Consider the following 25,384-nt stretch of genomic DNA (forward strand, 5'->3'; position numbering starts at 1 on the left):
ATAATTAATTATAAGGCTGATTTTGAACTAATTTAGTATTATCTTCTAACAGCGTTTTATAGATTGGCCATAAAATTCGGGTTGCTTCTGCAAAACCCGAAGATGAGGGAACACCATACCTAAGCGTTCTTCTTCTGTCAAGAATAGGATCCATTACTTTAAATACATGATTGGTACGCACCAAATCAAACCATCTTTTTCCTTCAGCAAAAGTTTCGTATTGTCTTTCTTTTAAAATTGCATCTTCCAATTTGGTTTCATCAAGAACACCTCCTGTAGACACAGATGGATCTGTAGCCAATATAGCTGGCATACCTGCACGCACATGAATTAGATTCATCATCTTAAGTGCGTTTACCCTGTCTCCGGTCTTATTCAATGCTTCTGCATAAAGTAGGAACATATCACCTAAACGGTACATTACAGCATATATATTCAATGGAATTGGATCGTCATTAACTACAATTTGCGTAGCATAGTTATAGTACTTCAATACTTTATCCTGGTGATTGATTCCTCTAAGTGTATCAATAGTTTTAAGTACCCTTGTATCCAATTTATTTAATTTCCATGTAGCATGAATTAACGAATCCACCATAACCGGATTGTTACTTTTTTGCTTTCCGATAGGAATACAGGCACAGCCGTTAAAGCCGCTATTCCAGTTGATGCTCCAGATAGATTCTTTAGTTGTAGTCGGATTTAGAAACAGATTTTTCCAGGTAGCCGTAGGCTCCAAATTTGCATTGGTTTCACCGTATACGACTCCTGTTTGACCTTTAGCCGCAAAAACTTTCTTAAACCATGCAATTGCAGTAACATAGTCTGCAGCATTGTTTTTCGTCCCTGCATTCCACATAGCAACATCAGCAGCAATAGCAGCAATGGCAGCCTCATTAATATACCAGATGTTTGCACTTTGTTGTTTAGGAATCAGGTCATAGGCCGTTTGCAAATCAGGAATAATAACTTTATTCATAATCTCATCTTTTGATGTCCTTGGCAGCCTTGGTTCCTGACTTAAATCACCATAAGGCTCGGTGCGCAGAGGAGCATCGCCCCATAAGCGTACAATGTAGAAATAACACATCGCACGCATGGCGTAAGCCTGAGCCAAACCTGCATTTACTATTGCCTGAGTTGCATTTTTATCATAATTAGGAACTACAGGGAAATATTTGATACAATTGTTAGCGATAGCAATCGTCCTGTATAAACCTTCCCAGTTTGAAACCGTATTACCAGAAGTAAGTGTATTGAAGGCCATCTGCGTACTTATACTAGAACGATATCCAGAATCTTCAAAGTTATCTGACCTTATCTCACCCCAATAATGGTATTTACCTCCATACTTATTAGTCCCATCACCCAACATCTCTACCTGGAAAGAACCGTAAAGGCCAGCCAGGGTCGAATTAATGTCCCCAACTTTAGTATAATAATTAGTCACCTTAATAGTAGTAGGTGAAACTTCCGTTAAAAATTTTCTACAGCTACCCAAGGTTAATAAAACACACAGGGATGCTGCTGTTATAAATATCTTCTTCATCTTTCTTAAAAATTAAAGTTTACACCAAAACCAACTTCTCTTCTTCTTGGATACTTTCCACCATCTACTCCAGGAGTTAAAGCATTTGAACTTGTAAATTCAGGGTCGTACCAACTATATTTAGTCCAGGTTGCCAGGTTAGTTCCATACACAAAAATGCTTGCATTTCTCATTTTCACTTTGGTTGCCCATTTCTGATCCAGGGCATAAGTAAGTCTCGCACTAGACAATCTGATAAAGCTTCCATCTTCTACATATAAGCTATTGTAACCATTTCTAATGCTACCACGATCATCCTTAGCCAGGATATTTGGATAAAGTGCAACATCACCTTTTTCCCACCAGGAATTTGTAATCATCTGATAAGTTGGGGGAGAGTAGGTTGAGCTACCTGTATTTTGTCCATTTGCAACAGAATTATAAACCTTATTACCAACTTGTCCGTTAAACAACACATTTAAAGAGAATCGTTTATATTTAAACGTATTGGAAAAACCAAAGTAAAAATCAGGAAGGCCATTTCCAATATTCACAAGGTCAGCATCGTCAATTACATTATCATTATTTACATCTAACCATTCCGTATCCCCGGCACGCAATACATTTACACCATTCATACGTCTTTTGATTTCACCTGTGTATTCCTGACCATTTAAGAAATATCTGGATACTACATCCATTTTAGCATCACCAGGCAAAATTGTCAGTGTGGATAAATCCGGAGTTAACCTAATTCCATCAGGTGTATAAGCATTAGAAGAATCATACTGATAAACACCCAGGTTTTTATAAACAAACATATCTCCTATACGGCCACCTTCTCTAATCTTGAAAATATTACCAGCAACTAAAGGTACCCCATTTGCCAACTTAACAACCTTTCCTCTTTGAAATGACATATTGTAAGAAGTATTCCAGCTGAAATCTTTGTTTCTAAATGGCGTAGCATTGATGGTAAACTCAAATCCTTTATTTCGGATCGTACCCAGATTTATAGTTGCATTTGACTTACCGGTTTCCTTCGGGATCTCTGTTTTGTATAGCAAATTAGAAGTTGTTTTGTCATAATAATCAAGAGTCAATGAGATTTTTCCCTTAAGTAGGGTAAAATCTGCCCCCAAATTGGTTGTATTTACACTTTCCCATTGAATTTCAGGATTACCCATGGTCAAATTCTCAGTTGCACTATTGATCACGTTATAATTATATACACCGAACTCCATATTATTTTCATACAAATAATTACCAATGTTATCATTTCCTGCCTCTCCATAACTGAATCTCAACTTCGCATCATCCAACCAGCTTTTTGAAAAAGACATAAATTTTTCATCCGAAAAACGCCAGGCTGCTGAACCAGAAGTAAAATCACCCCATTTTCTTAAAGGCCCAAATCTGGAAGACCCATCCCTGCGATAATTGGCCTGAAGAATATACCTTCCTTTATAACTATAATTACCCCTGATAAATGCAGCTGCACTAGAAACCGCCCAACCATCAGTTTTCGTTTTAGTCAAGTCAACTGTTCCCGCACTACTGTTATTGATGGCTTCCGTCAGATAATTCATCATCCCAATAGTAAAAGATTCGTTTTTAGTTCTGTCAGAAGTTAATCCAGCATTTACAGTAACGGTATGGTCATTATTAAATGTTCTTTGGTAGTTTAGATACGTTTGTCCCTCCCATTTGAACCTTCTGCTAAAAGTATTACTTCCAGTAGCTGTACCAGTCCCACCATTCGTTAATGAAGAAGGTGAGAAAAAATTATTACCTTTAGTATCAAGCGTTGCATTGAAAAGTCCGGATATTTTAAGGTACTTTGAAAATGCATAATCTGTTTTAGTATTATACTGTACAGTATAATTATTATCTACATCCTGAGTAAGCATGGCATAAGCTACCGGATTTCGCTTGGATTCAATATAACCCGCATAGGATCCATCGGGGCGATAAATACTTGTCCATGGATTCTTTTCAAATACTTGTTTTGCACTGGTACCTACAGGAATCTCATTACCTGTCTGATAGGCAAATGCCAGGTTATTGCTAAAAGTCAATTTACTTGTCAGTTTACTTTCCACATTCAATTTAGTTTGAAGTCTTTTCAATGAACTATTCAAAATAATTGCCTGATCATCAGTATAGTTAATCCCAGCATAATAGGTAGATCCTTTGGTACCTCCACTAGCACTCAAAGCAACAACCTTTCTGTTTGAAGTTCTAAACAAGAGATCTTGAAAATCATTATCCGCATTGGTATAAGGGTTTAAGGAGTCTGGAATAGCTCCACTACCACCACTACGCATTGAACGATATTTACGCAACTCGTCCGAACTTAAAGTATGTAGTTTATGCGCCAATCTACCAAAAATATTATTGTAACTGAGTCCAATATTAGGCTTACCATCCTGACCTTTCTTTGTGGTAATCAGGATTACCCCATTCCCTCCCCTGGAGCCATAAACGGCAGTTGAAGAAGCATCTTTCAAGATCTGGATATCAGCAATATCCATGGGATTTACAAAGTCGGCATTCTCACTGGTAATTCCATCAATTATATACAAAGGCCCATTACCTGCGTTAATACTCGATAAACCCCTGATTTGAATATTTCCCTGACCAGAAGGTGATCCACCGTCCGTAGTTACCAACACCCCTGCTGCCTGTCCCTGAAGTGCCTCAGATAAAGTAGTTGGCTGGCGTTCTGCGATTGCCTGTGCTCCCACACCCACCGTCGCTCCTGTAAGATCCTTCTTAGGCATGGTTTGTCCAAAACCAGTTACAACCACCTCATTCAGACTACTTTCATCCTCCTTTAACTTAACACTGATATTTTTTCTTGTTCCTACTACCTCTTCTTGTTTGATATATCCAATATATGAAAACACTAAAACCGAAGTAGCATCCAGTACATTTACGGTATACTTACCGTCAGCAGACGTAGTACTTCCAATGGCAGTACCCTTTACTTTAACACTTACACCAGGTAAAGATTCCCCTTTTGCGTCTGTTACAGTACCGGTAACCTTAATTGTTTGAGCATAGACTATTGATCCTACAAACTGCAACATCATCAAAAGCAATATTAACTTTCGTCTAGTCCCGTTCCTCCTAAACATGTTTATGTTACAGGAAATTGTTTGTGTAAAATTTTTATTCATATTGGATTATTTGGTTTAATTTATTACTAAAAAACATATAGCAGCCTATTTTATCCCCCAATTTAACTGGATACAGGGCAACAAGCGGCCCATGCTCAATTCACCTGATATAATGTATAACTTGGTTAATGCAATTGACTAATAAGTTTTGAAGTTTTAATTACTCAAATTAGCTAAGCTATCAATTATATTGGCAGTATTTAAAGAATTTTTATCATCATTTTATCCTTAAGAGAGCCGTAATGGCACTATCTTAATTGTCTTAAGCAATCTTAAGTACAGTTCATCCGGCTGGCAGTCCCCCGTTTCGGTTCCATTACCACAATAGATCAGTGTATTTCATTTTGGCAGTACTTATTTTTAATCTTGTATTGCTCCTGCATAAACCCTATTTTTAGCAATTCATTCATCATCAATAGTATTGAGAGAACAAATACAACATACGGCATTTTCATTTGAAGAATTGTTTAAGGACAATTATGCAAGGTTATGTCATTTTGCGATTCAATTTTTAAAGGATGATGATGCAGCCAAAGATATTGTTCAAGAGGTTTTTGTAACTTACTGGAATATGGATGGCAGGCCGGAACATGATGCTACCGTAAATGCATTTTTATACGCATCGGTACGAAATGCATGCCTTAATAAGCTACGCAGGCAAAAACTAGAGCATAGCTTTCTAAATGATCAGGAGGCTGATCCCTCTGAGGATGCCGTGGCTCTAAATTCAATGATTAGATCGGAAGTGCTCGCAGAATTACACAAGGTAATTACTACTTTGCCAGACAATTGTCAGAAAATCTTTCGTATGGGGTATTTAGAAGGTTTAAAAAACCCACAAATTGCAGCAGAACTTGGCATTAGCATCAACACCGTTAAAACCCAGAAAAAGCGCGGCCTACAGTTACTAAAAATGCGTTTAAACCCAGATTTATTTGCTATTATTTCAGTTTTTTTGCTGAAATAATCAAATTATTTAAAAATAATTCCGCTTTCTTTCACCCTCTTTTGCTTTTCGGGTTTCTTATAACTGTCTATGGAAACGCAAAACAATTTTAAACATACATCCGAACTTATCATTAAGTTCCTGAATAACGAACTATCCGGTAAGGAGAAAAAAGAGTTTGAATTATGGCTCAACGCTTCAGCTGAGAACAATGCACTTGTTGAATCCTTCAGAAACACAGCGCATATACAGCAGGAAATCAATTATTTGGACGCGGTAGATATCAACAAGGGTTGGGAAGATGTTTCAAAACAAATTGGTCTTATGCCGGTAAAAAAATTAGTCTGGGCTAAAATATTACGGTATAGTGCCGCAGCAATATTGATGATTAGCATAGGTATTTATACCTATAGCACAAAAATAAAATCTACCGGAAATAATGGGATCGCCGCTGTTCAGGATATTATGCCGGGGAGTAAAAAGGCAACACTTGAATTAGCAGATGGATCAGTAATTAACCTTAATGATACCAGCCTTCGGTTAGCAGCTGAAGATGGCCATGCAGCAATAGGTGCTAAAGATGGTGTCCTGGCCTTTAGCGCTACAAGAAAAAGAAACAACAGCAATGGCTATAATTTATTAAAAACACCGAGAGCCGGTGAATATAAAATGATTTTACCTGATGGAACTAATGTATGGTTAAATGCATCTTCTTCTTTACGCTTCCCTGGCAATTTTAATAAGAATGAGCGACGGGTAGAACTGACCGGTGAGGCCTACTTTGAAGTAGCACACAATAAGGCGCTTCCATTTATAGTAAGTTTCAACAAAACAGAGGTGGAGGTATTAGGAACCCACTTCAACATCAGCTCGTATGAAGCATTTAGCAAAACTACGCTACTTGAAGGTGCCATTAAGATTTCTGAAGGCACTAACAAACGTCTGATCAAACCAGGAGAACAGGCCTTCACCTATGATGGACACTTAACCGTTCATCCTGCAGACACTTACAAATCAATTGCCTGGAAAGAAGGTGTATTTTATTTTAAGGAAGATCGGATAAAGGATATCCTTGATCAGGTTTCCAGATGGTATGATGTAGACATTGTTTACAATGGAGAACCCAACAGAAAGAGATATAGCGGAACAATACGGAGGCAAGCAACTTTAAGCCAGGTATTGGAAATGTTAAAAACGGTTAGTCGTGCAGAATATAGCTTAAGCGATAAAACTGTAACCGTAAATTTTAAAGATTAAACACCTAAAAACCTAACCACATGAAATAAACCTTTACTAACCACCTCAAAAAACTTAAGAACAGACATAAAAAATCCGGGAACACGGCAATGTTCCCGGACAAACTGTGTGGCTGTACTTATTTGATCGTTATCGAATTCAACCAATTTTTCAAAACCAACACATACAAAAATATGAAACAAATCCTTCTCGGCAAGTGTGCGGGAAAATGTAGATCATTTAATAGAAAACTACTATTAGCTATGAGGTTAACTATTTTCTTATTGATAACTGGCTGCCTGGCTGTACAAGCTTCAGGGTATGCCCAAAAAGTAAACCTATCAGTACGCAATACAGGTATAGAGAGCGTGTGCTTAGATATAAAGCAGCAAACAGGCTACTTTTTCCTTTATGATGCTGAAGCGCTAAAAAAATCTGGAAATGTTAGCCTCGAGCTTAAAAATGTAGAGCTGAGAGATGCATTAAAGCAAATGACTGCCGGAAAAGCACTTGATTATAAAATTATTGATAAGACAGTCATCATTTCCGAGACGAAAAGCAACATAAAAGCCGCTGAAGATATTGTCATCAGAGGAACAGTAAGATCAAAGGAAGGTCCGGGACAGTCAGACATCCCCCTCCCAGGCGTAATCGTGACTTTAAAAGAAACAAAAAAATCTGTAGCTACCAATGGAGAAGGAACTTATTCTATTGTGGCACCTGTAAATGGCACATTGATTTTCTCTATGATAGGGTACGGCACTAAAGAGATAAGCATCAATGGGAATAGTGCTATTGATGTAGTCATGGTAGAAACGGCTAGTGATCTTAAAGAGGTTATTGTTAACGGTTATGGAACTTCGGAAACAAAAGAGAATCAAGTTGGGAGTGCCTCCCAGGTTACCAGGAAAGATCTGGATCGGAAACCACTAGACCGAATAGATAAAATATTGGAAGGTATAGTACCCGGTTTACAATATGATGTCCAGGGTGGGACAGCAAGCAGTGCCAGACCCAGGTATCAAGTAAGGGTTAGAGGTGAGGCTTCTATTGGCGCATCTAATGAGCCTCTATGGGTAATAGATGGAATTCCTGTAAATACGGGGAATGAAACCAATATGATTCTTGGCGTAAATACCAGCGTAAGCCCCTTAACTTATCTCAATCCTAATGACATTGAATCCGTAACTGTTTTAAAGGATGCTACTGCAACCACAATTTATGGTGCCAATGGATCAAATGGTGTTATACTCATTACTACTAAACGAGGAAAAGCGGGTGCAGACCGAGTAAATTACAGCTATAGGACGGGTATAAACCTCATCCAGGATAGCCGCTTTCATGTACTTAATGGAGATCAATACCGGGAACTATATCTGGAATCTTACCGGAACAACCCTAATCTGGATCAATCCAAGACCCCAACTCTAAGTCCAACCAGTACCGACTGGTACGATGTCTTTTTTCGTAATGGTATGACCAGCCAGCATGACCTTTCACTATCAGGCGGAAATGAAAAAAGCCGTTATTATATTTCCGGGGCTTATTTCAGAGAAAAATCAATCATGATCAATAACCTGACTCAAAGATTTTCAACCAGAGTAAACCTGGATCAGAAAATCAATAAGTCTATCGATTTATTCGTTAGAATGGGAGCTTCTTACAACCTAAACAATTTATTCAATCCGGGAAGCAACTATTATAAGAACAGACCAATTGATAGTCCTTACAATCCTGATGGATCTCTAGTCATAGCCTATTACAATAAATTAGCCGATGCAGAACTTAACGACGAAAACCAGAAGACCATGGCGATGTTTGGTAGTATTGGAGGTACAGTTAAGATCCTTCCTGAGCTTACATTTACCACTACAAACGGGATCAATTATTCGGGTGTTAATGAAAACATATATAGTTCAATGCTGGCTTTCAGCAACAGGGGACTAGGTTATGCGACAAGAGCTCAAAGTAATTTTTTTGAGTGGGACTCGCAGCAACGCTTAAATTTCTCTAAAAAAATTGGTGTGCATGACTTCTCTGTCCTGGTAAGCACAGAGGCCCGCAACCAAAACCGACGCTCTCTTTCTTCTTCAGGTTCAGGTTTTGCAAACGATAAAATCAGAGAAGTCAGCTATGCCTCAGTAACCACAGGAACAAGTTCGGCCGAGGAAAAGGCATCTCTTTCCTATTTAGGCCAATTCCGTTATACCATAGCCGATAAATATGCATTGATCGGTAACTTCAGAGGAGACGGGGATTCCGATTTCGGTTCGGATGTAAAATGGGCAACCTTTAAGTCAATTGGCGCCTCCTGGACCATCAGTAATGAAAATTTCTGGGACTTTAGATCAATTGATTTTGCAAAACTTAAACTGAGCTATGGTACAAATGGAAATTCCCGTATTGGTACCTTAAAATCAAAAGGAGTATACAGCTTTGGCACTAACAATAGTTATAATGAACAACCGGGGGCCATTATGACGAGTGGAGAAAATCCGGCGCTGACCTGGGAAACCACTTATATTGTGAATGGCGGGATTAGCCTGGGCTTATTCAAACGTGTTTCTCTGGAACTTGAGCTGTATCGTAAAACTACAAAGGATATACTTGACAATGTAGACGTAACGCGTGCAACCGGTTTTACCAGAGTCTTGCAAAACATCGGAAAGGTAAGAAATACCGGTGTAGAACTTACCCTAAATACAAAGAACATCGACAGTAAAGATTTTCAATGGAGAACCAGCCTTAATATGGCTCATAACCAGAATAAGATTCTCGCCCTATACAATGGCAATGATAAGGTCTCCGGCAATATGATGAAGCGTGTTGGAGCGGATTTAAACAGTTGGTATCTTGTCCGCTGGGCAGGTGTTGACCCTCGTGATGGAAATCCAATGTGGTATGATGCAAACCAAAACATCACAAAGGAATTTAACCTGGATAATCGTGTATTATTAGGTTCAACTACCCCTGATTTATTTGGTGGTATGACCAATACTATACAATATAAATCATTTTCTTTATCCGCGTTGATCATCTATAATATTGGCGGTTATGACTTCAGCGATTTACAACGTGATGTTGAATCTGATGGGCGAAATCTGGCGACCGACAACCAATCCACTAATCTACTGGATAGATGGAGAGAACCGGGGGACCTAAGTCTCATCCCTAAAACTGTTTTGAACGAGAATGCAAATAATGCACGTAACTCAACGAGGTTCCTTCATGATAAGACTAACATTCGTTTACAAAATGTTAGCGTTAACTATGATTTCCCAAAAGAGTTGGTAAGCCGGATCAAGCTGCAAAATGCCAGTGTATATCTACAAGCAGATAATGTAGGTTTCTGGACACCATACAAAACTTATTCTAACAGAAATAATTTTAAAAATTCCTTTAACCCCTATCCACAGCCAGTGGTAATTTCCATCGGTTTAAATGTTGGTCTATAAAGTAAAATACTGAAATGAAAAAGATTACCTACACCATAATATTACTGGCAACTCTAGGCATCAGTTTAGTTTCCTGTAAGAAATTTTTAGAGAAAGAACCTATTGGAAGAATAAGTAAGAATCTCTTGTTCGAAGATGTAAATGGGGCTAAAGCAGGGCTTAACGGAGCATACAATCAAATCTTATCTTATTATAAGAACGAATTTGGTTTGTATGGAGACGTAGCATCCGACAATTTGATCAAGAGCACCAAGGCATCAGCGCTATTACCGCAGTTTAATTTCCAAAGCTTACAAAGCGATGATGCTTTGGCGGTCGGAAATATCTGGCTTTCCATTCTTGCAGCAACAAACAATGTTAACAATGTATTAGCTTCCCTACCAAACCTGGCCGCTAAATTCCCGGATCAAACAGTTAGGTTAGACTCAATAAAGGGTCAGGCGCTTGTAATGCGGGCATTATGTCACTTTGATTTAAGCAGGGTTTATGCTCAGCCTTATAATTACACTACAGATGCGTCGCACCTCGGTGTGCCAGTTCTATTAAAAACACCAGGCCCGGGGGAACAAGTTTCAAGAAAAACAATGAAAGAGACCTACGACCAAATTATTGCCGACCTGAACCAAGCCCTACCTCTCCTTGAGAAAACGAACAACCATACGAGCCAGTTTTCTATTAGCTATCAAGCTGCACTGGCCCTACTTTCGAGAGTATATTTGTATAAAGGCGACTGGGCGCAATGTATTGCGAACTCTGATAAAGTAATTAATGACAATAATTATGTGCTGGCTACTGCTGATAACTATCTGAGTACGTTTCTAGCACCCGGAAAAACTGCTAATGGTCGGAAGATTGAAGGCATTTTTCAACTTTCAAATATCGTATTAACCTATTCAAGTTCAGGAGTCTTTGTTGTACTTTCTGATGCTTTATCAGCTCAATATACCGCATCTGCAAAAATCCTAAATCTTCTTAATGGTGACATTAGGGTCTCCATGTTCAATACTGTTCTAACGGGTGAAAACAAAGATAAAACAATAACCAGAAAATATGCTGACGGAGCAGTTAATACAATGAACCCGCAAACGATTCAGGTAATTCGGTTATCTGAGATATACCTGAACCGTGCGGAAGCCAGGTGGAACTTGGGTCAATATCCACAGGCAGCTGAAGATATTCGTATCATTTCGCAAAGAGCTCATCCTAACACAACAATTAACATCTCTTCCTCCGACCCCGCTCTTCTGTACAAGATAATTGCAGATGAAAGAAACCGTGAACTTTGCTTTGAAAACCATCGGTTCTTTGACATTGTAAGGCGTAAAGAAAATTTACAACGGGGAGGGGATTGTAATGCTACAACCTGTAGCCTAACCTATCCAAATAACAAATTTGCATTGCCCATTCCTGTTAAAGAAGTAGAAGCAAACAAAGGCATGATACAAAATCCAGGCTACAACTAATTATTACAATAATGAAAAACATAATAACATATTTATTAGCATCTGTTATCTTATTGGTATTATTCCTTTTGGCTTCTTGTACAAAAGAGGAATTTAAGCCATACAATAATCCCTTCTTCCACATTATGGTGGACAATAAAGCAAGTATTGAGGTATTATCTAACCGTAAAGATACTGTTGATTATAAGGTTTATCTAAGTGCACAATTACAATTTGAACCTATTGATGTACAGTACGAAGTTAAAGTTGGCGATGGTTTGCAGGATGGTCGTGATTTTAAACTGATTACTACAGGCAGCACACTTAATTTTCCTCCGGGCATTTTTGAACGTCCGGTTAGGATTGCCTGGAAGGAGTCTGTACTGGATCCTGCCAAAAACAACACTATCACTATCCGCTTGGTTAGCAATAGTAAAAACTTCACAATGGGTCTTCCAGGACCTGACCAGCTACAACAACAATTAGTGATTACCAAAAAATAAGGAAGATTTAGATGAAGAAGAAAATATATTTAATAGCGTTATTGGCTTTGTTTGTATTTTTAAATACCAAAACTTATGCCCAGCTATTACCACAGGACCCTAACCTGGTAAAAGGAAAATTGAAAAACGGTTTCACTTATTACATCTATAAAAGCAATAAAACTCCGGGCAACTCTGTATTAAGGTTGTTTTTAAATGCAGGCTCTTTACAAGAAGACCCCAACCAGCAAGGCTTGGCCCACTTTATTGAACATATGGCCTTTAATGGGACTAAACATTATTCTAAAAATGATGTGATTGAGTTTCTGGAATCCAAAGGTGTAAAGTTTGGTGCCGACTTAAACGCGCATACCAGCTTTGATGAAACCGTTTATAAAATCAGTATCAATACCGAAGACGAAAAGAATCTGGAAAAATCCATTGACATTATGGGAGATTGGGCTTTTGGGGTAACTTTCGATAGTAGTGAAATAGACAAGGAACGTGGGGTGGTGATTGAAGAATGGCGTAGCAAACAAGGTGCAGCAAACCGTTTAAGAGAGCAATACTTACCGGTATTATTCAATAAATCCCGGTATGCAGAGCGACTACCAATCGGTAAAGTGGATATCCTTAAGAGCTTTAAGCGCCAGACTATTGTTGATTTTTACGAGAAATGGTATCGCCCTGATTTGATGTCGATTGCGATTGTAACTGATATAGATCCAAAAAAGGTAGAGGCTTATATTAAAAATGAGTTTAATCAGTATAAGGCTAAAAGTAAAGCCCCAAGGCTTTATTATGAGCTGCCTGAACATAGGGATACTTTGTTTTCTATCGTTACAGACAAAGAAGCTAACTCCATTGAACTAAGCGTTTTCAACAAGATCAAATCATTTGGCCCAATTAAAACCGAGCAGGATTATAAAAAGCAACTGATCAGAGGATTTTTTAATGGGCTAGCCAAAAACAGATTCAGTAGAATCTCACAATTGCAAAATGATTTTAAAGAGGGCAGTTGCTCTGTAAGCAACATTGTGTTAAAGAATGGCATTGTTTCTGGAGGTGCCTCCTTTTATCATGATAAAATTAAGGAGGGAATTTCTCAGTATTTATTGGAAGCACAGAGGATTTCGCGTTATGGTTTTACCAGCGATGAGGTAAAGAAATACAGAGACGAATATATTGCAGCAATTAAGCGCTCTGTGATTGCCGAAGATAAGACTCAGGCCGAAGCTTATGTAAATGAAATTCATGATGAATTTTATAATGGCAGCACCATGCTTGCAAAAACAGAGCGTAACAGGCTTTCCTTAAAATATGCTCCACAGATTGACTCGCTTACTTTGTTGAATTTTTTAAAATCAGTAACCAAACCGGGAAATACCGTTGTATTGCTTACCGCCCCTGAAAAAGACAAGGCTAATTTACCTGATCAAATGGCTTTAAAAGCTATGTTTGCTAAAGCTGCGACTACACAGATTGCTCCATGGATGGACCAGATTACCGTTCCAGCTAAATTGCTGGCACAGGAACCTGTAGCGGGAACGGTCATTAAAGAAGAAGTGATTTCGGCTATTGGCGTTACCAAATGGACCTTAACCAATGGCGCCATCGTTTACCTGAAGCCCACTACAGATAGAAAAAATTATGTTTCTTTATCTGGTTTTAGAAAAGGTGGCATTTATTCACTTGATTCTTCAAAATATATAACTGCACAATTTGTTAAACCGGTAACAGGTTTAAGTGGTTCAGGTGACTTTAGTCGCCGTGCTTTAACTCAGTTCCTTACAGGAAATTCTGCTTCTGCTACACTGGTTCTTTCCAGCTCAAGAGAAGGTGTGGTTAGTAGTGCTGACTGGAAAGATGCCAAAACAATGTTTCAGCTGATGTATCTGAAATGGATGTTTCCAAATGCTGACTCATTAACTTTTGAACAGGCTAAACGTCAGGCCTTAGAGCAAATGGAAAACAATAAACTGTCGCCAAGTTATGCTTATACAAAAGCTATTAGTGAGCTGCTAAAAGGCGATGATGATTATGCCTCAGAAGTATCAGCAGAACGCTTGAACAAGGAGGCACATTTAAAAGACATTCTACCTATTTTTAAAAGCCGTTTTGGTTCTGCAAAAGACTTTCAGTTTGTTGTTATCGGAGGTTTTAACCTGGACAGCATTAAACCGCTTATAGAACAATACATTGGTGGTTTACCGGGCGGTGATTACAACAATAAGTTTGAATATAAAGGTCCGGTTGGAGGCCAAATATCGAAAGACATATTGATGTATGCTGGTGCCGCTCCAAAAAGTACTGTAAATCTTTTCTACCAGAGCAACAAGGTGAACTATGATTATCCGGAAATCCTGGTACAGACCATGCTACAAGAGGTTTTGAAGGTAAAGCTCCGCTTAAATCTTCGTGAAGAAAATTCAGGTGTATACGGTGTAGGTGTATCCGTTTCTTCAACCAGCATCCCCTCTCCTTTAATCCGCGCAAGGATTTCGTTCAGCTGTGCCCCTGAATCAGCTGACTTTCTAATCAAACAGGCACAGATTGAAGTTAAAAAAGTTGCTAATGATCCAGCTTATTTTATGAGCGACTTACAGAACATCAAAGTACAACAAATTGACGGATACAAGAAGCAGGCGGATAAGAACCTATTCTGGAGTTCGGCCTTAAGAAACCAATTTTATTTTGGTTTTAAGGACTACAGCTATTTCAATGATTTCGAAAACATGATCAATAAAATCACTCCTGCTATGGTTGCTGATTATGCCAAAAAGTATCTGATAGATACGCCAGGTATAAAAGCAGTATTGATGCCGGAAAATTTTAAGACACTAAACTAATTGTTATGAAGATGATTAAAAATATCACAACCTTGCTCCTGCTTATTATAGCGGGAACCGGTATCGGATGTAAAAAAGATCCGGTAATTTATTCCAAAGGAATCGATTCCTTCAAATTCATCGTTAAAGACGCACAGGGTGCACAAAAGGAATATTCAGGGGTTATTTCTGAAAGTGAAATTGTAGTAACCTTACCTGTAGAGATAGATGTCACCAATTTAAAGGCAACCTTTACAGTTGATAATCCGAGAACAATTGTACAAGTTGGTAGTGTAGTACAGGAATCAGGTACTACAGCTCAAGACTTTACGTCCCCGTTATCTTACAGGGTTAAGGCTGAAGATAAGAGTACGCGCAGCTATACGGTACGTATAGAAAAGAAAATCGCGATACAATCATTTGGCTTCTATATAGCAGATAATCCCGGCTTAAAAGAAGACTATAAAGGAATCGTTAAAGGCATGAATATTCAGCTTGCTGTTTCTGAAACGGTGAATCTGACGAACCTTGTTGCACGTTTTGAGACCACAAGCGGTGTAACGCTTAAAGTAGGAACAGTAATACAAGAAAGCAGAAAAACACCTAACGACTTTACCAATCCGCTAATCTGCTCTCTTAATGAGGCCAGCTTAAGTACTCCATTAAATTATACGATTAATATTTCTTTTGTGGGCGCACAATGGATATTATTTGGTGATAACCTAACGGTGCCAACAGCTTCAGGAATAAAGCTGGCGATCAATCCTATTAACTATCTCCCATATTTTATTTATCAACGTACCGGCAAAGATGAAACAGGGGTATCTATCGCAACCGACGACAAAAAAGTAGCTGTGATGGGTTATACCGGAACATCATGGCAAAATCTGGGTTCATCTAAAGGAATTTCAGAATTTAGAGCTGATGTCCCAGGTATTGCTTTCGACAGGGAGGGAACACCTTATGTAGCCTATAAAGATTATTTAAATGGCGATCAAAAAGCGACAGTATTAAAATACAACGGCTCCGCCTGGTCTGTAGTTGGCTCAAGCCGATTTACACCAATCAAAGTAGATTATCTTTCATTTGCACTAACTGCAAATGATGTCCCTATGGTAAGTATGGCAAAAAATGGAACAGATGCTACGGGAGTTCCGGCAAGGGGATTGTATGTGATGAACTTTTCAAATTCATCATGGAATGATGTTACTCCTCCAGGAGGAATCACAGTATTTTACGACCAAATTATCAGAGGTCTTGACAACAAAATGTATGTAGGTATCATGGACAGAAGCACCGGTGTAAATAAACCTTCCCTTTACAAATACGACAATAACATCTGGACTGCTGTTGGCCCTACGTCATTTACGGCTCCTGATGCAATAGTTGGTTTCCAACCAGTAAGTATAGCCGTAGACAAAACCGGACAGGCTTATCTGGCTTACCAGATTGCGCCATCTTCAGGAAGATTAAATCATGTTATGAGGTTTAATAAAGCTACATCGACCTGGCAGGAGCTTGGTAATGCAGTATCCAGTGGAGGAGAGAGCGGCAAATTTGCGCTTGCAGTTGATAATGACAATAAGCTTTATTTTGCTTATGCCAATGCCTCATCTGTTATTTTTAAAACATTTAATGCTGAAACCAACAACTGGAATACAGAAAGAAAGGTAATTAGCGAAAAAGTAAACGAGTTTGATATGCAGATTGCGCCCGATGGTACCGTTTACCTTGTGGCAAGTATTGCCAGCAACAATAAAACGGTTGTTTACAAATACGCCAAATAACAACACCATTAATTAAAATTTCTTAATCCCCTCATGATCAATTGTCTCATGAGGGGATTTTTATAAAAAGAACATTTATTTTTTTATAATTGTAACCTAAATTAAACAAACTTGAATCTAATGAAAAAAATGCTCCTGCTAGTAATAGCCATTGGCTTTAGTCTAGCGACCCAGGCCCAATATGAAAATGCCAAACAGGTATTCGAAAGCCCTAAACTTAAAGAAACGATCAAAACACACAAAGTAGTAGCAATTTTACCGTTTGACACCAAAATGGGCTTTAAAAAACAGCCTAAGGATTTTAACTATGAGGCGCATAAAGCAAAAGAAAAAGACATGGCTACATCCATCCAATCCAGTATGTATACTTTTTTATTGCGGAAAGCAAAAAATTATACGGTTGAATTTCAGGATATAGACAGAACCAATACCTTGCTAAAGAAATCAAAAATGATTGACAGTCTGGATGTATTTACTAAAGAAGAAATTGCCAAAGTCTTGGGAGTAGATGCTGTGATTTATGGAAAATTTGAAACAGAACAAACTAAATCAGAGGCAGGTGCAATTGTAACGACAGTACTATTTGGCGGCTTAGGAAGCAAAACAGGTTCAGGTGCCTTAACCATGATGGTTAGTGATGGCAAAAGCGGAGAATTATTGTGGCGTTTTTTCAAAAGCATGAATGACAGTATATTTACTTCCAGTGATGACTTAGTAGACAGGATGATGAGAAAAGTTTCCAGAAACTTCCCTTATTCAAATTAATAAAGCATTTCGATCAAAACTCTTGATGACTTGATTAAAACAACCCCAACAAATCCTTTTTAGAAAGGGTCTTATAAATTGAGGTTTCCGTTTTGATCAGGTCATCTACCAGGTCTTTCTTGGTATGCTGCAACTTCATGATTTTGTCTTCAATCGTATCCGGACAAATTAACCTTACAGCCACCACATTCTTTTCTTGTCCAATACGGTAAGTACGGTCGATCGCCTGGTTTTCTACAGCAGGATTCCACCATGGATCCACAATATAAACATAGTCGGCCTTGGTTAGATTCAAACCCACCCCACCTGCTTTTAAGCTGATCAGGAATACACGTACCTCGGGATTGTCCTGGAATGAAGCCACTACCGCTGCTCTATTCCTGGTTTGTCCAGTCAAGTACTCATGTGCAATACCCCGGTCATGAAGCTCTTTCCTGATCAGATCAAGCATACCTACAAACTGCGAAAAAACCAGGATCTTATGATTGGGTGATTTACTTTCTATCTGCTCCAGTAACGTCTCCATTTTGGAAGAAGCATTGCCATAAAACTTATCATCCTTTAACAGTGCTGCCGAATTACAGATTTGTCGCAGTCTGGTAATGCCCTGCAAAATATGCATACTGCTTTTTTTCAACTCATCTTCTGCAACTCCTTCTATATAATCTTTGATATCCTGCACCGCAGCTTCATAGACTTCTCGCTGCTCAATACCCATTTCGCAATAAATCACCATTTCCGTTTTATCCGGTAGTTCCTTAGCTACCTGTTCTTTGGTTCTGCGCAAAATAAAAGGACTAATCCTTTGTTGTAATTCCTTTGCGCGCTTCGACTCCTTAAACTGATCAATAGGTACCGAATATAATTCTTTAAACTGTTGCTTACTCCCCAGTAAACCGGGACAGGCAAATGACAACTGTCCATATAAATCGAAAGTATTATTCTCTATCGGAGTACCCGTTAACACCACCTTATTACGGGACTGCAAAAGTCGTACGGCTTTGTAGCGCTGCGAATCAGGATTTTTAATTGTTTGCGACTCGTCCAAAAATACATAATTAAAGCGGTATGTTTTTAGAAAGCTAACATCAGCCAATAAAGTCCCATACGAAGTAAGAATAAGCTCATATTGATCAAATTCATAAATATTTCTCAACCTGTCGGCACCATAAATGGTGTGTACCCTAATAGAAGGTGCAAATTTGGCAACCTCCGCCTGCCAGTTAAAAATTAAAGAAGCCGGCACTACAACCAGATTGGTATTATGTGCCGATTTATCCCTTTGGGTAAGAATAAAAGCAATGATTTGTATGGTTTTACCAAGTCCCATATCATCAGCAAGGCAGGCCCCAAAATTAAAATCATCAAGGAAGTTAAGCCAGTTTACCCCATCTTGCTGGTATCCCCGCAACTCTGCATTTAAAGTATCCGGTATTTTTACCGGAGTAATGCCATCCGGTCCGGATAATTTTCCACGGTACATGACCAGCTGGTCTTTTACGGCTTCATCAAAAAGCTGTTCTTCGTACAGCTCTGCGATCATATTATAATTGATCTTATGCGTATGTATACTATCGTCAACCACCTCTCCCGCACTAAAGTAACCGGTAAATTTCTCTACCCACTCATCCGGCAAAATCCCCATCGTGCCATCGTCTAACTTGATAAAGTTACTTTTGTTGCGGATAGATTTATGCAAATGCTTTAAAGAGATCGCCTCGCCATTATATTCAACTTTTACAACCGTTTCAAACCAATCAATACCACTAATCACTTTAATGGATATATCAGCTTTATATGGACTCAGGTTATTATTGTTCAACTTGTTGAAACCCATAATGGTAATCCCCTTACTGCGCCATGCTTCAAAAGCGTCTAAAAACCATCCAATATCCAGAAAATGTTTGCGATGCATATAAAAGCAATCCATCTTCATTTCTCCATCCAATTGCTCTTCAAAAAAAGGATGTTGTTTCGCAATGTTGGATACAAATTGCAACTCCTCCTCTTCATCTCTACGCAGCGTAAACGTACTGCCGTATTTATCCTTCGCAATGATCTGCTTTCTGGAAAGTACCGGTATTTCCGTGTTGCTGTAACGCATTACAGGAGTGATGAGTACAAAATCTTCCGACTCGGATAAATAGATCAGTTGCTCATTTTCCAGGTCATATCCCTTTTCTTCGATCTGTGTTTTTGTAGCCGGTTTTAAATATGAATAGTTGATTTTAACCTTTTCTTCCAGTTTTGAAAGAATGGTCTCATAAAATTCATCAAATTTCGACTTATGGATCAGCATCCTATCGTAATGCTTTTTAAAGAAGTCGATTACCCGTAAAAAATCAGGATTATCAATCAGATAGAGGTTATTATCTAATCGAATAAAATAATGATGCTTAATCACCAGATCTTCAATTGCCAGTGATTGTCCATCCAGCATCAATCTGCCCGATACCTCATAAAAATCGCCTTTTTCATTAACAGACAATATCAGATCGATCCCCAGTATTTTAAGCTTTACCCGAGTGATGGAGCTAGCGGATATATTGGCTGAGACTTTACTGTCGTGCATGTAAATATCCAACCCAAGCGGATTTTTAGTCAATGCCTTTAATCCTTCCAGATCAGATTCCGAAGCTTCTGCATTATAATTGTTCTGAAATTTTAATATTCCATTCAGGAATTTTAGCTCACTGCTATTTTCTGATCGCCAGATCAAGTCTGATGGATCAACAGCTTTCAAAGGATTTTTTACTTTACCATCCTTGCTCACTAAGCCTTCGTACAGGGAAACGGTTAGGTGACTGTAAAAACGATGCTGACTAAAAACGACTATCGTTTTAGTATCCTTTTTAATCAAGCCCCCTGATGCAGATATAGGCCATTCTTTAGCAGGCAATAGCGCCTCACCAAGTTCTTGCTTTGTTTTTTTATTAATCGGGAAAAGTCCTTTCATCTTAGGGCTTATCTCCAGCCCCCCTTTTATATAGTCCATCTGGAAGTGGTCATCCAAATGTTTTTCATTTTCCAATCCATAATCAATCGCAAATTCTTTTAGTTTTTTATACCGTAGGGTTTCATCAAAAAATAAGCGTAAAGGCTGCCTGTTCATGATGTTATACAATACTTTTGCCTGGTGTTCACATAGCCCTTTAATTCCTGACATGCAGGTACAAGACAACATTACACGATCCTTGGTTTGTGTAACGGTTACCACCTGACTGTCCATAGAGACCATTGTATCCCTAAAAACAGCAAAATTTACAGTAATCTCTGTAGGAGAAAGCTCATAAAACCCCTTCACTCCTGTATCCGCACCAACTTTATTGTGTTTTAAAATTTCTGATATGGTTAATGCCGAAATGTTAAAATTCGCCAAAGTATAATCATGTGTTGGGGTATTGATTTCTTTCTCCACCTGCTACGCTTAATATAATCAATAAAAAATCTAATCTAAAATACGTCACGATCTTGCCAAATCGGTTTAATAATCTGTTTATTTGTATATAGTAAACAGAACCACACAAATATAAACTTCATTGTCATGCTACTGAGTATTTTAAACTCCATTTTTTGCATTGCCTTCATTTTATTCGCTTATGTAAACTTAAACGATAACGATTCCTGGCTTTGGGTACCGATCTATATGGTTGCATCCATTTGTTGTGGATTTGCCATATTTAATCATTTTTATCCTACTGTATATCTGGCAGCCATATCTTTCTATATGATTTATGCTGTACTTTTATTTTTTACGAAGGACGGCGTGCGCGACTGGATACTGCGGTATAAAAGTCCGAGTCTGGTAGAAAGTATGCAGGCCACAAAGCCTTACATAGAAAAAACGAGAGAGTTTTTCGGCTTACTAATTATTAGTGGAGCACTGGCGATTAACTATTTTGTAGCCATTAACTAAAAGAATATGCCTGCAACAGAGATAAGAAGTCTAGCGGAACTTTTCCATCAAATCATTAAGCGAAACCTAAACAGCGATGCCTGGTCCTGGCTTGAAAAAAAGGTCAATTTAGTAAAGACTGAAGAAAGATCCGTGCAATTAAACCTTAGCTTCTCTCAGCTTCCGCGAATTACGGGTAGGAATATTGTGGAGCTAAAAAATAATGAAGCAGCAGAGATTACATTATTGGTGCCGGACCTCGAGATTGATCATTGGACAATAGACCGGCTCTGTCGCGTTTGGCTTTTAATGCAGCTCCCTGCTGGTGATAAAGAAACTTACTTAAAAAAGATTAATGGATTATTTGCTGTTGCAGAAATGAATGAGCAAGTTGCTTTATATACTGCTTTGCCTTTTTATGGTTATCCTGAAGAGTGGATCGCAAAATGCGAAGAAGGAGTAAGGAGTAACATTGGAACCGTACTAGAAGCCATTATGTACCATAATCCTTATCCGGCTAAATTCCTATCCATACCATCATGGAACCAACTGGTGTTAAAAGCCTTTTTTATGGAGAAAGAAGTGAGCAAGATCTACGGACTTTACGAAAGGGTAAACCCGGCATTGTCTGAAACCTTATTGGATTATGTACAGGAACGTCTGGCTGCGCATAGAACCGTAGCACCGGAGATTTATCAATTGACATAACAAATGAACCAACAACTATAAAATTTGAAATATGTGCTGTAATGAGAATTTTGAGGAAAGAAACCAAGGGAAAAAGATACAAACTACCCTTGACCTGAACGACATCAATGGGATGAAGTTTTTCGATCCGCATGTACACATGACTTCCCGTACTACGGACGATTATCAGGCCATGGCCGATGCCGGTATTGTGGCACTGATAGAACCAGCCTTTTGGCTTGGACAACCACGAACCGGGGTAGATAGCTTTACCGATTATTATAGCAGCCTGATTGGCTGGGAAAGGTTCAGGTCATCGCAATTTGGTATTAAACACTATTGTACCATAGGACTAAATTCTCGTGAGGCCAACAATGAAAAACTGGCTGAACAGGTAATTGAAATTTTGCCACAGTTTATTTTTAAGGAAGGTGTAGTGGGGATTGGCGAAATCGGTTTTGATGATCAGACCGCAGCCGAAGAGAAATATTTTCGACTACAACTAGATTTGGCGCTGGAGGCTGCACTACCGGTACAAATCCACACGCCACATCGCGATAAGAAAAAAGGCACACAACGGAGCATGGACATTGCCATTGAACAAGGTTTACCCCCGCACATGGTTATCGTAGATCATAACAATGAGGAAACAGTAAAAGAAGTACTCGACAGAGGTTTTTGGGCAGCCTTTACCATTTACCCTTTTACAAAAATGGGAAATGAACGTATGGTAGAGGTGGTTAAACAATATGGTTCGGAAAGAATCATGATCAATTCTGCCGCTGATTGGGGGATTAGCGATCCTTTGGCTATCCCTAAAACTGCCGCTTTAATGAAAAGATCCGGAATTAGCTTAACTGATATTGAACTGGTTACCTATCGCAATGCCATTACTGCATTTGCACAAAGTGGCCAGATTAATGAGGATGATTTTATTACGGTTAAAAATATTGATCAGAGCCAGAAATTTGCCAGCAATTCCATCTTACGTGGTGGACAACAACCAAGAATAGACAAGAACTCAATCATCATTTCATAATCTCATCATGAAGAAACTATTGGGCTACCTGAGGCTAATGCGCCCGGCCAATGTGGTTACAGCTGTTGCCGATGTAATGGCAGGAATAGCCATTGCGGGTTATTTTGTACAATTGGCTCCCGGAAGTTTTGGTTGGGGAAATGGGCCACAAATTTCACTCCTTCCTGTTATCCTGTTGTGTATAGCTACCATAGGCCTTTATAGTGGTGGAATTATCCTTAACGATGTTTTTGATACTGATCTGGATAAAATTGAACGGCCCGAGCGCCCCATTCCAAGTGGACTAGTTTCCAAAAAAGCAGCAACCATTTTTGGCGGCATCTTTTTCTTTATCGGCGTTTTTGCAGCAGGTCTTTATAATCCAAATTCTCAGTATCTTGCCGTGGCCATTATGGTATCCTGTCTGATTTATAATAAATTCCTAAAACACAGTGCTATTTTTGGTCCATTAAATATGGGGCTATGCCGTGGTTTAAATTTACTGTTAGGCATAAGTATCATCCCAACAGAAATACAACACTGGTGGTTTTTAGCTATTGTACCCATCATTTATATCGCTGCAATTACCATGATTAGCAGAGGTGAGGTTCATGGGGGAAATAAAAAAACGCTTTACTTTGCTTCATTGCTCTATGTTATAGTAATTGCGGCTATTTTAGTAGTAGCACAAACCAATGGCAACCTGCTACCTGCGCTTATTTTTATAGTTCCATTTAGCTTAATGATTTTTACACCCCTTTTTATTGCCATCCAATATCCGCTTGGCAAAAACATTGGGAAAACCGTAAAATCAGGAGTTATTGCCCTAATTCTAATGAACGCATCCTGGGCTGCAGCATTTGGCATATGGAACGTTGCTATATTTATTGTGATTTTATTACCTATATCATTACTATTAGGCAAAGCCTTTGCCGTTACCTAGTTAACAATCTTATGAGTTATTTAGAACAGTCTTTCAGCGTCAAATTCGACTATAAAATATACTTTACCAATTCCCTTTTTGAAGGCACAAATACCAGCCTTGTCAACTTTTTTAAAGGAAGACCGGCAGAAGGAAGTCAAAAAATATATTTTGTTATTGATGAAGGAGTAACCATTGTGCATCCAACCCTTATAAATGACATCAAAGCTTATTTTGATCTGCACCGCGAAGTAAACCTGATTAATGATATCATGATCGTTCCCGGTGGCGAAGCCTCAAAAAACGATACCAACTTATTTGATCTGCTGGTTGGCGCAGTAGATGTTCATGGTATAGACCGACACTCCTATATTGCCGCCATTGGTGGAGGTGCTGTACTTGACCTGGTTGGCTATGCTGCCGCAGTGTCGCACAGAGGCATTAAACACATCCGTATTCCTACTACAGTATTGTCGCAAAACGACTCCGGAATTGGCGTTAAAAACGGCATCAATTACAAAGGAAAGAAGAACTTTCTGGGCACCTTTGCCCCTCCCGCTGCCGTATTTAATGATGAACAATTTTTACTCACTTTAACCGACAGGGATTACCGTTCAGGAATTTCAGAAGCTATAAAAGTTGCCCTTATTAAAGATCCGGAGTTTTTTTACTGGATAGAAAATCATGCTGATGAACTGGCTTCAAGGCATACCGGCAGCATGAACTACCTGATTAAACATTGTGCAAAACTACATTTAGACCATATTGCCGGAGCCGATCCCTTTGAAACCGGATCAGCAAGGCCATTAGATTTTGGTCATTGGAGCGCCCATAAACAGGAACAACTTAGTCAATTTAGTGTTTTACATGGGGAAGCTGTAGCCATGGGAATTGCGCTCGACAGCACTTATTCCTTTTTTGCAGGCTTACTAACGGAGGATAAATTGCAACGCATATTGTCTGTATTGTTGCGACTTTCTTTCGAAATCACTGATCCTATTATCCAGGTTAACGATGATCAATCACCAATTTTAAAAGGGTTAGGTGAATTTCAGGAGCATTTGGGCGGTAAACTAACCATCACGTTACTAACTGACCTGGGTACTGGAAAAGAAGTGCATGAAATGGATCATCAGCTACTAATTAAAGCAAGCGGCTATGTCTCAGATTTTGCCAAAAAACATGTCATTTTAGATTCTATAAATCAATAG

General features: G+C 38.8%; 16 protein-coding genes. 13 read left to right on the plus strand and 3 right to left on the minus strand.

Going from position 1 to position 25,384, the window contains the following annotated elements; genetic code table 11:
• Positions 1-4: 4 nt before the first annotated feature.
• Both P0Y49_19195 and P0Y49_19200 read right to left on the minus strand, forming a co-directional pair.
• Positions 5-1,549, minus strand: coding sequence for a RagB/SusD family nutrient uptake outer membrane protein (locus tag P0Y49_19195; GenBank protein WEK18902.1), 1,545 nt, complete (start codon positions 1,547-1,549; stop codon positions 5-7).
• 5 nt (positions 1,550-1,554) lie between these two features.
• Positions 1,555-4,623, minus strand: a complete 3,069-nt coding sequence (locus P0Y49_19200) for a TonB-dependent receptor (protein WEK18903.1) — start codon at positions 4,621-4,623, stop codon at positions 1,555-1,557.
• Positions 4,624-5,131: 508 nt separating this feature from the next.
• Between P0Y49_19200 and P0Y49_19205 the strand changes: the two genes are divergently transcribed.
• From P0Y49_19205 to P0Y49_19240, 8 genes are all read left to right on the plus strand, one after another.
• Complete coding sequence (locus tag P0Y49_19205) at positions 5,132-5,677, plus strand: RNA polymerase sigma-70 factor (GenBank protein ID WEK18904.1); 546 nt, start codon at positions 5,132-5,134, stop codon at positions 5,675-5,677.
• A 69-nt stretch (positions 5,678-5,746) separates the two neighbouring features.
• Positions 5,747-6,913 carry a FecR domain-containing protein gene (locus tag P0Y49_19210; protein ID WEK18905.1) on the plus strand — a complete coding sequence of 389 codons (1,167 nt, stop codon included), beginning with the start codon at positions 5,747-5,749 and terminating at the stop codon, positions 6,911-6,913.
• A gap of 242 nt (positions 6,914-7,155) precedes the next feature.
• On the plus strand, positions 7,156-10,347 hold the full coding sequence (locus P0Y49_19215; protein WEK18906.1) for a SusC/RagA family TonB-linked outer membrane protein: 3,192 nt from the start codon (positions 7,156-7,158) through the stop codon (positions 10,345-10,347).
• Between the two features lie 14 nt (positions 10,348-10,361).
• Complete coding sequence (locus P0Y49_19220; protein WEK18907.1) at positions 10,362-11,810, plus strand: RagB/SusD family nutrient uptake outer membrane protein; 1,449 nt, start codon at positions 10,362-10,364, stop codon at positions 11,808-11,810.
• A gap of 11 nt (positions 11,811-11,821) precedes the next feature.
• Entirely contained in the window at positions 11,822-12,292 is a 471-nt protein-coding gene (locus P0Y49_19225; protein WEK18908.1) for a hypothetical protein, read from the plus strand.
• A gap of 11 nt (positions 12,293-12,303) precedes the next feature.
• Entirely contained in the window at positions 12,304-15,120 is a 2,817-nt protein-coding gene (locus tag P0Y49_19230; GenBank protein WEK18909.1) for an insulinase family protein, read from the plus strand.
• A 5-nt stretch (positions 15,121-15,125) separates the two neighbouring features.
• Positions 15,126-16,886 (plus strand): hypothetical protein, encoded by a 1,761-nt coding sequence (locus tag P0Y49_19235; GenBank protein ID WEK18910.1) that lies wholly within the window; start codon positions 15,126-15,128, stop codon positions 16,884-16,886.
• A 120-nt stretch (positions 16,887-17,006) separates the two neighbouring features.
• A complete protein-coding gene (locus P0Y49_19240) occupies positions 17,007-17,651 on the plus strand; it encodes a hypothetical protein (GenBank protein ID WEK18911.1) in 645 nt (214 codons plus the stop codon).
• Between the two features lie 34 nt (positions 17,652-17,685).
• Here P0Y49_19240 and P0Y49_19245 read toward each other — a convergent pair whose 3' ends face one another.
• Positions 17,686-21,069: a DEAD/DEAH box helicase gene (locus P0Y49_19245; protein WEK18912.1), complete on the minus strand. Its 3,384-nt coding sequence runs from the start codon at positions 21,067-21,069 to the stop codon at positions 17,686-17,688.
• A gap of 126 nt (positions 21,070-21,195) precedes the next feature.
• Between P0Y49_19245 and P0Y49_19250 the strand changes: the two genes are divergently transcribed.
• From P0Y49_19250 to P0Y49_19270, 5 genes are read left to right on the plus strand one after another with little or no spacing between them, the layout of a single operon-like run.
• On the plus strand, positions 21,196-21,567 hold the full coding sequence (locus tag P0Y49_19250) for a transmembrane 220 family protein (GenBank protein ID WEK18913.1): 372 nt from the start codon (positions 21,196-21,198) through the stop codon (positions 21,565-21,567).
• Positions 21,568-21,573: 6 nt separating this feature from the next.
• Positions 21,574-22,254 carry an EboA domain-containing protein gene (locus tag P0Y49_19255; protein ID WEK18914.1) on the plus strand — a complete coding sequence of 227 codons (681 nt, stop codon included), beginning with the start codon at positions 21,574-21,576 and terminating at the stop codon, positions 22,252-22,254.
• A gap of 31 nt (positions 22,255-22,285) precedes the next feature.
• Positions 22,286-23,272 carry a TatD family hydrolase gene (locus tag P0Y49_19260; protein ID WEK18915.1) on the plus strand — a complete coding sequence of 329 codons (987 nt, stop codon included), beginning with the start codon at positions 22,286-22,288 and terminating at the stop codon, positions 23,270-23,272.
• Positions 23,273-23,279: 7 nt separating this feature from the next.
• The gene (eboC, locus tag P0Y49_19265) at positions 23,280-24,194 is read left to right on the plus strand and encodes a UbiA-like protein EboC (protein ID WEK18916.1); all 915 of its coding nucleotides are present in this window, start codon (positions 23,280-23,282) and stop codon (positions 24,192-24,194) included.
• Between the two features lie 11 nt (positions 24,195-24,205).
• Positions 24,206-25,384, plus strand: a complete 1,179-nt coding sequence (locus P0Y49_19270; protein ID WEK18917.1) for a 3-dehydroquinate synthase — start codon at positions 24,206-24,208, stop codon at positions 25,382-25,384.

Origin of the sequence: Candidatus Pedobacter colombiensis (assembly GCA_029202485.1) — a bacterium.
In the GTDB taxonomy this organism is placed as follows: Bacteria; Bacteroidota; Bacteroidia; order Sphingobacteriales; family Sphingobacteriaceae; genus Pedobacter; species Pedobacter colombiensis.

Bases quoted from the DNA above. Each gene is read 5' to 3' on its own strand.
- P0Y49_19195 (WEK18902.1), bottom strand. From the start codon at position 1,549: ATGAAGAAGATATTTATAACAGCAGCATCCCTGTGTGTTTTATTAACC.
- P0Y49_19200 (WEK18903.1), bottom strand. From the start codon at position 4,623: ATGATGTTGCAGTTTGTAGGATCAATAGTCTATGCTCAAACAATTAAG.
- P0Y49_19210 (WEK18905.1), top strand. From the start codon at position 5,747: ATGGAAACGCAAAACAATTTTAAACATACATCCGAACTTATCATTAAG.
- P0Y49_19215 (WEK18906.1), top strand. From the start codon at position 7,156: ATGAGGTTAACTATTTTCTTATTGATAACTGGCTGCCTGGCTGTACAA.
- P0Y49_19220 (WEK18907.1), top strand. From the start codon at position 10,362: ATGAAAAAGATTACCTACACCATAATATTACTGGCAACTCTAGGCATC.
- P0Y49_19225 (WEK18908.1), top strand. From the start codon at position 11,822: ATGAAAAACATAATAACATATTTATTAGCATCTGTTATCTTATTGGTA.
- P0Y49_19230 (WEK18909.1), top strand. From the start codon at position 12,304: ATGAAGAAGAAAATATATTTAATAGCGTTATTGGCTTTGTTTGTATTT.
- P0Y49_19235 (WEK18910.1), top strand. From the start codon at position 15,126: ATGAAGATGATTAAAAATATCACAACCTTGCTCCTGCTTATTATAGCG.
- P0Y49_19240 (WEK18911.1), top strand. From the start codon at position 17,007: ATGAAAAAAATGCTCCTGCTAGTAATAGCCATTGGCTTTAGTCTAGCG.
- P0Y49_19250 (WEK18913.1), top strand. From the start codon at position 21,196: ATGCTACTGAGTATTTTAAACTCCATTTTTTGCATTGCCTTCATTTTA.
- P0Y49_19255 (WEK18914.1), top strand. From the start codon at position 21,574: ATGCCTGCAACAGAGATAAGAAGTCTAGCGGAACTTTTCCATCAAATC.
- P0Y49_19260 (WEK18915.1), top strand. From the start codon at position 22,286: ATGTGCTGTAATGAGAATTTTGAGGAAAGAAACCAAGGGAAAAAGATA.
- eboC (WEK18916.1), top strand. From the start codon at position 23,280: ATGAAGAAACTATTGGGCTACCTGAGGCTAATGCGCCCGGCCAATGTG.
- P0Y49_19270 (WEK18917.1), top strand. From the start codon at position 24,206: ATGAGTTATTTAGAACAGTCTTTCAGCGTCAAATTCGACTATAAAATA.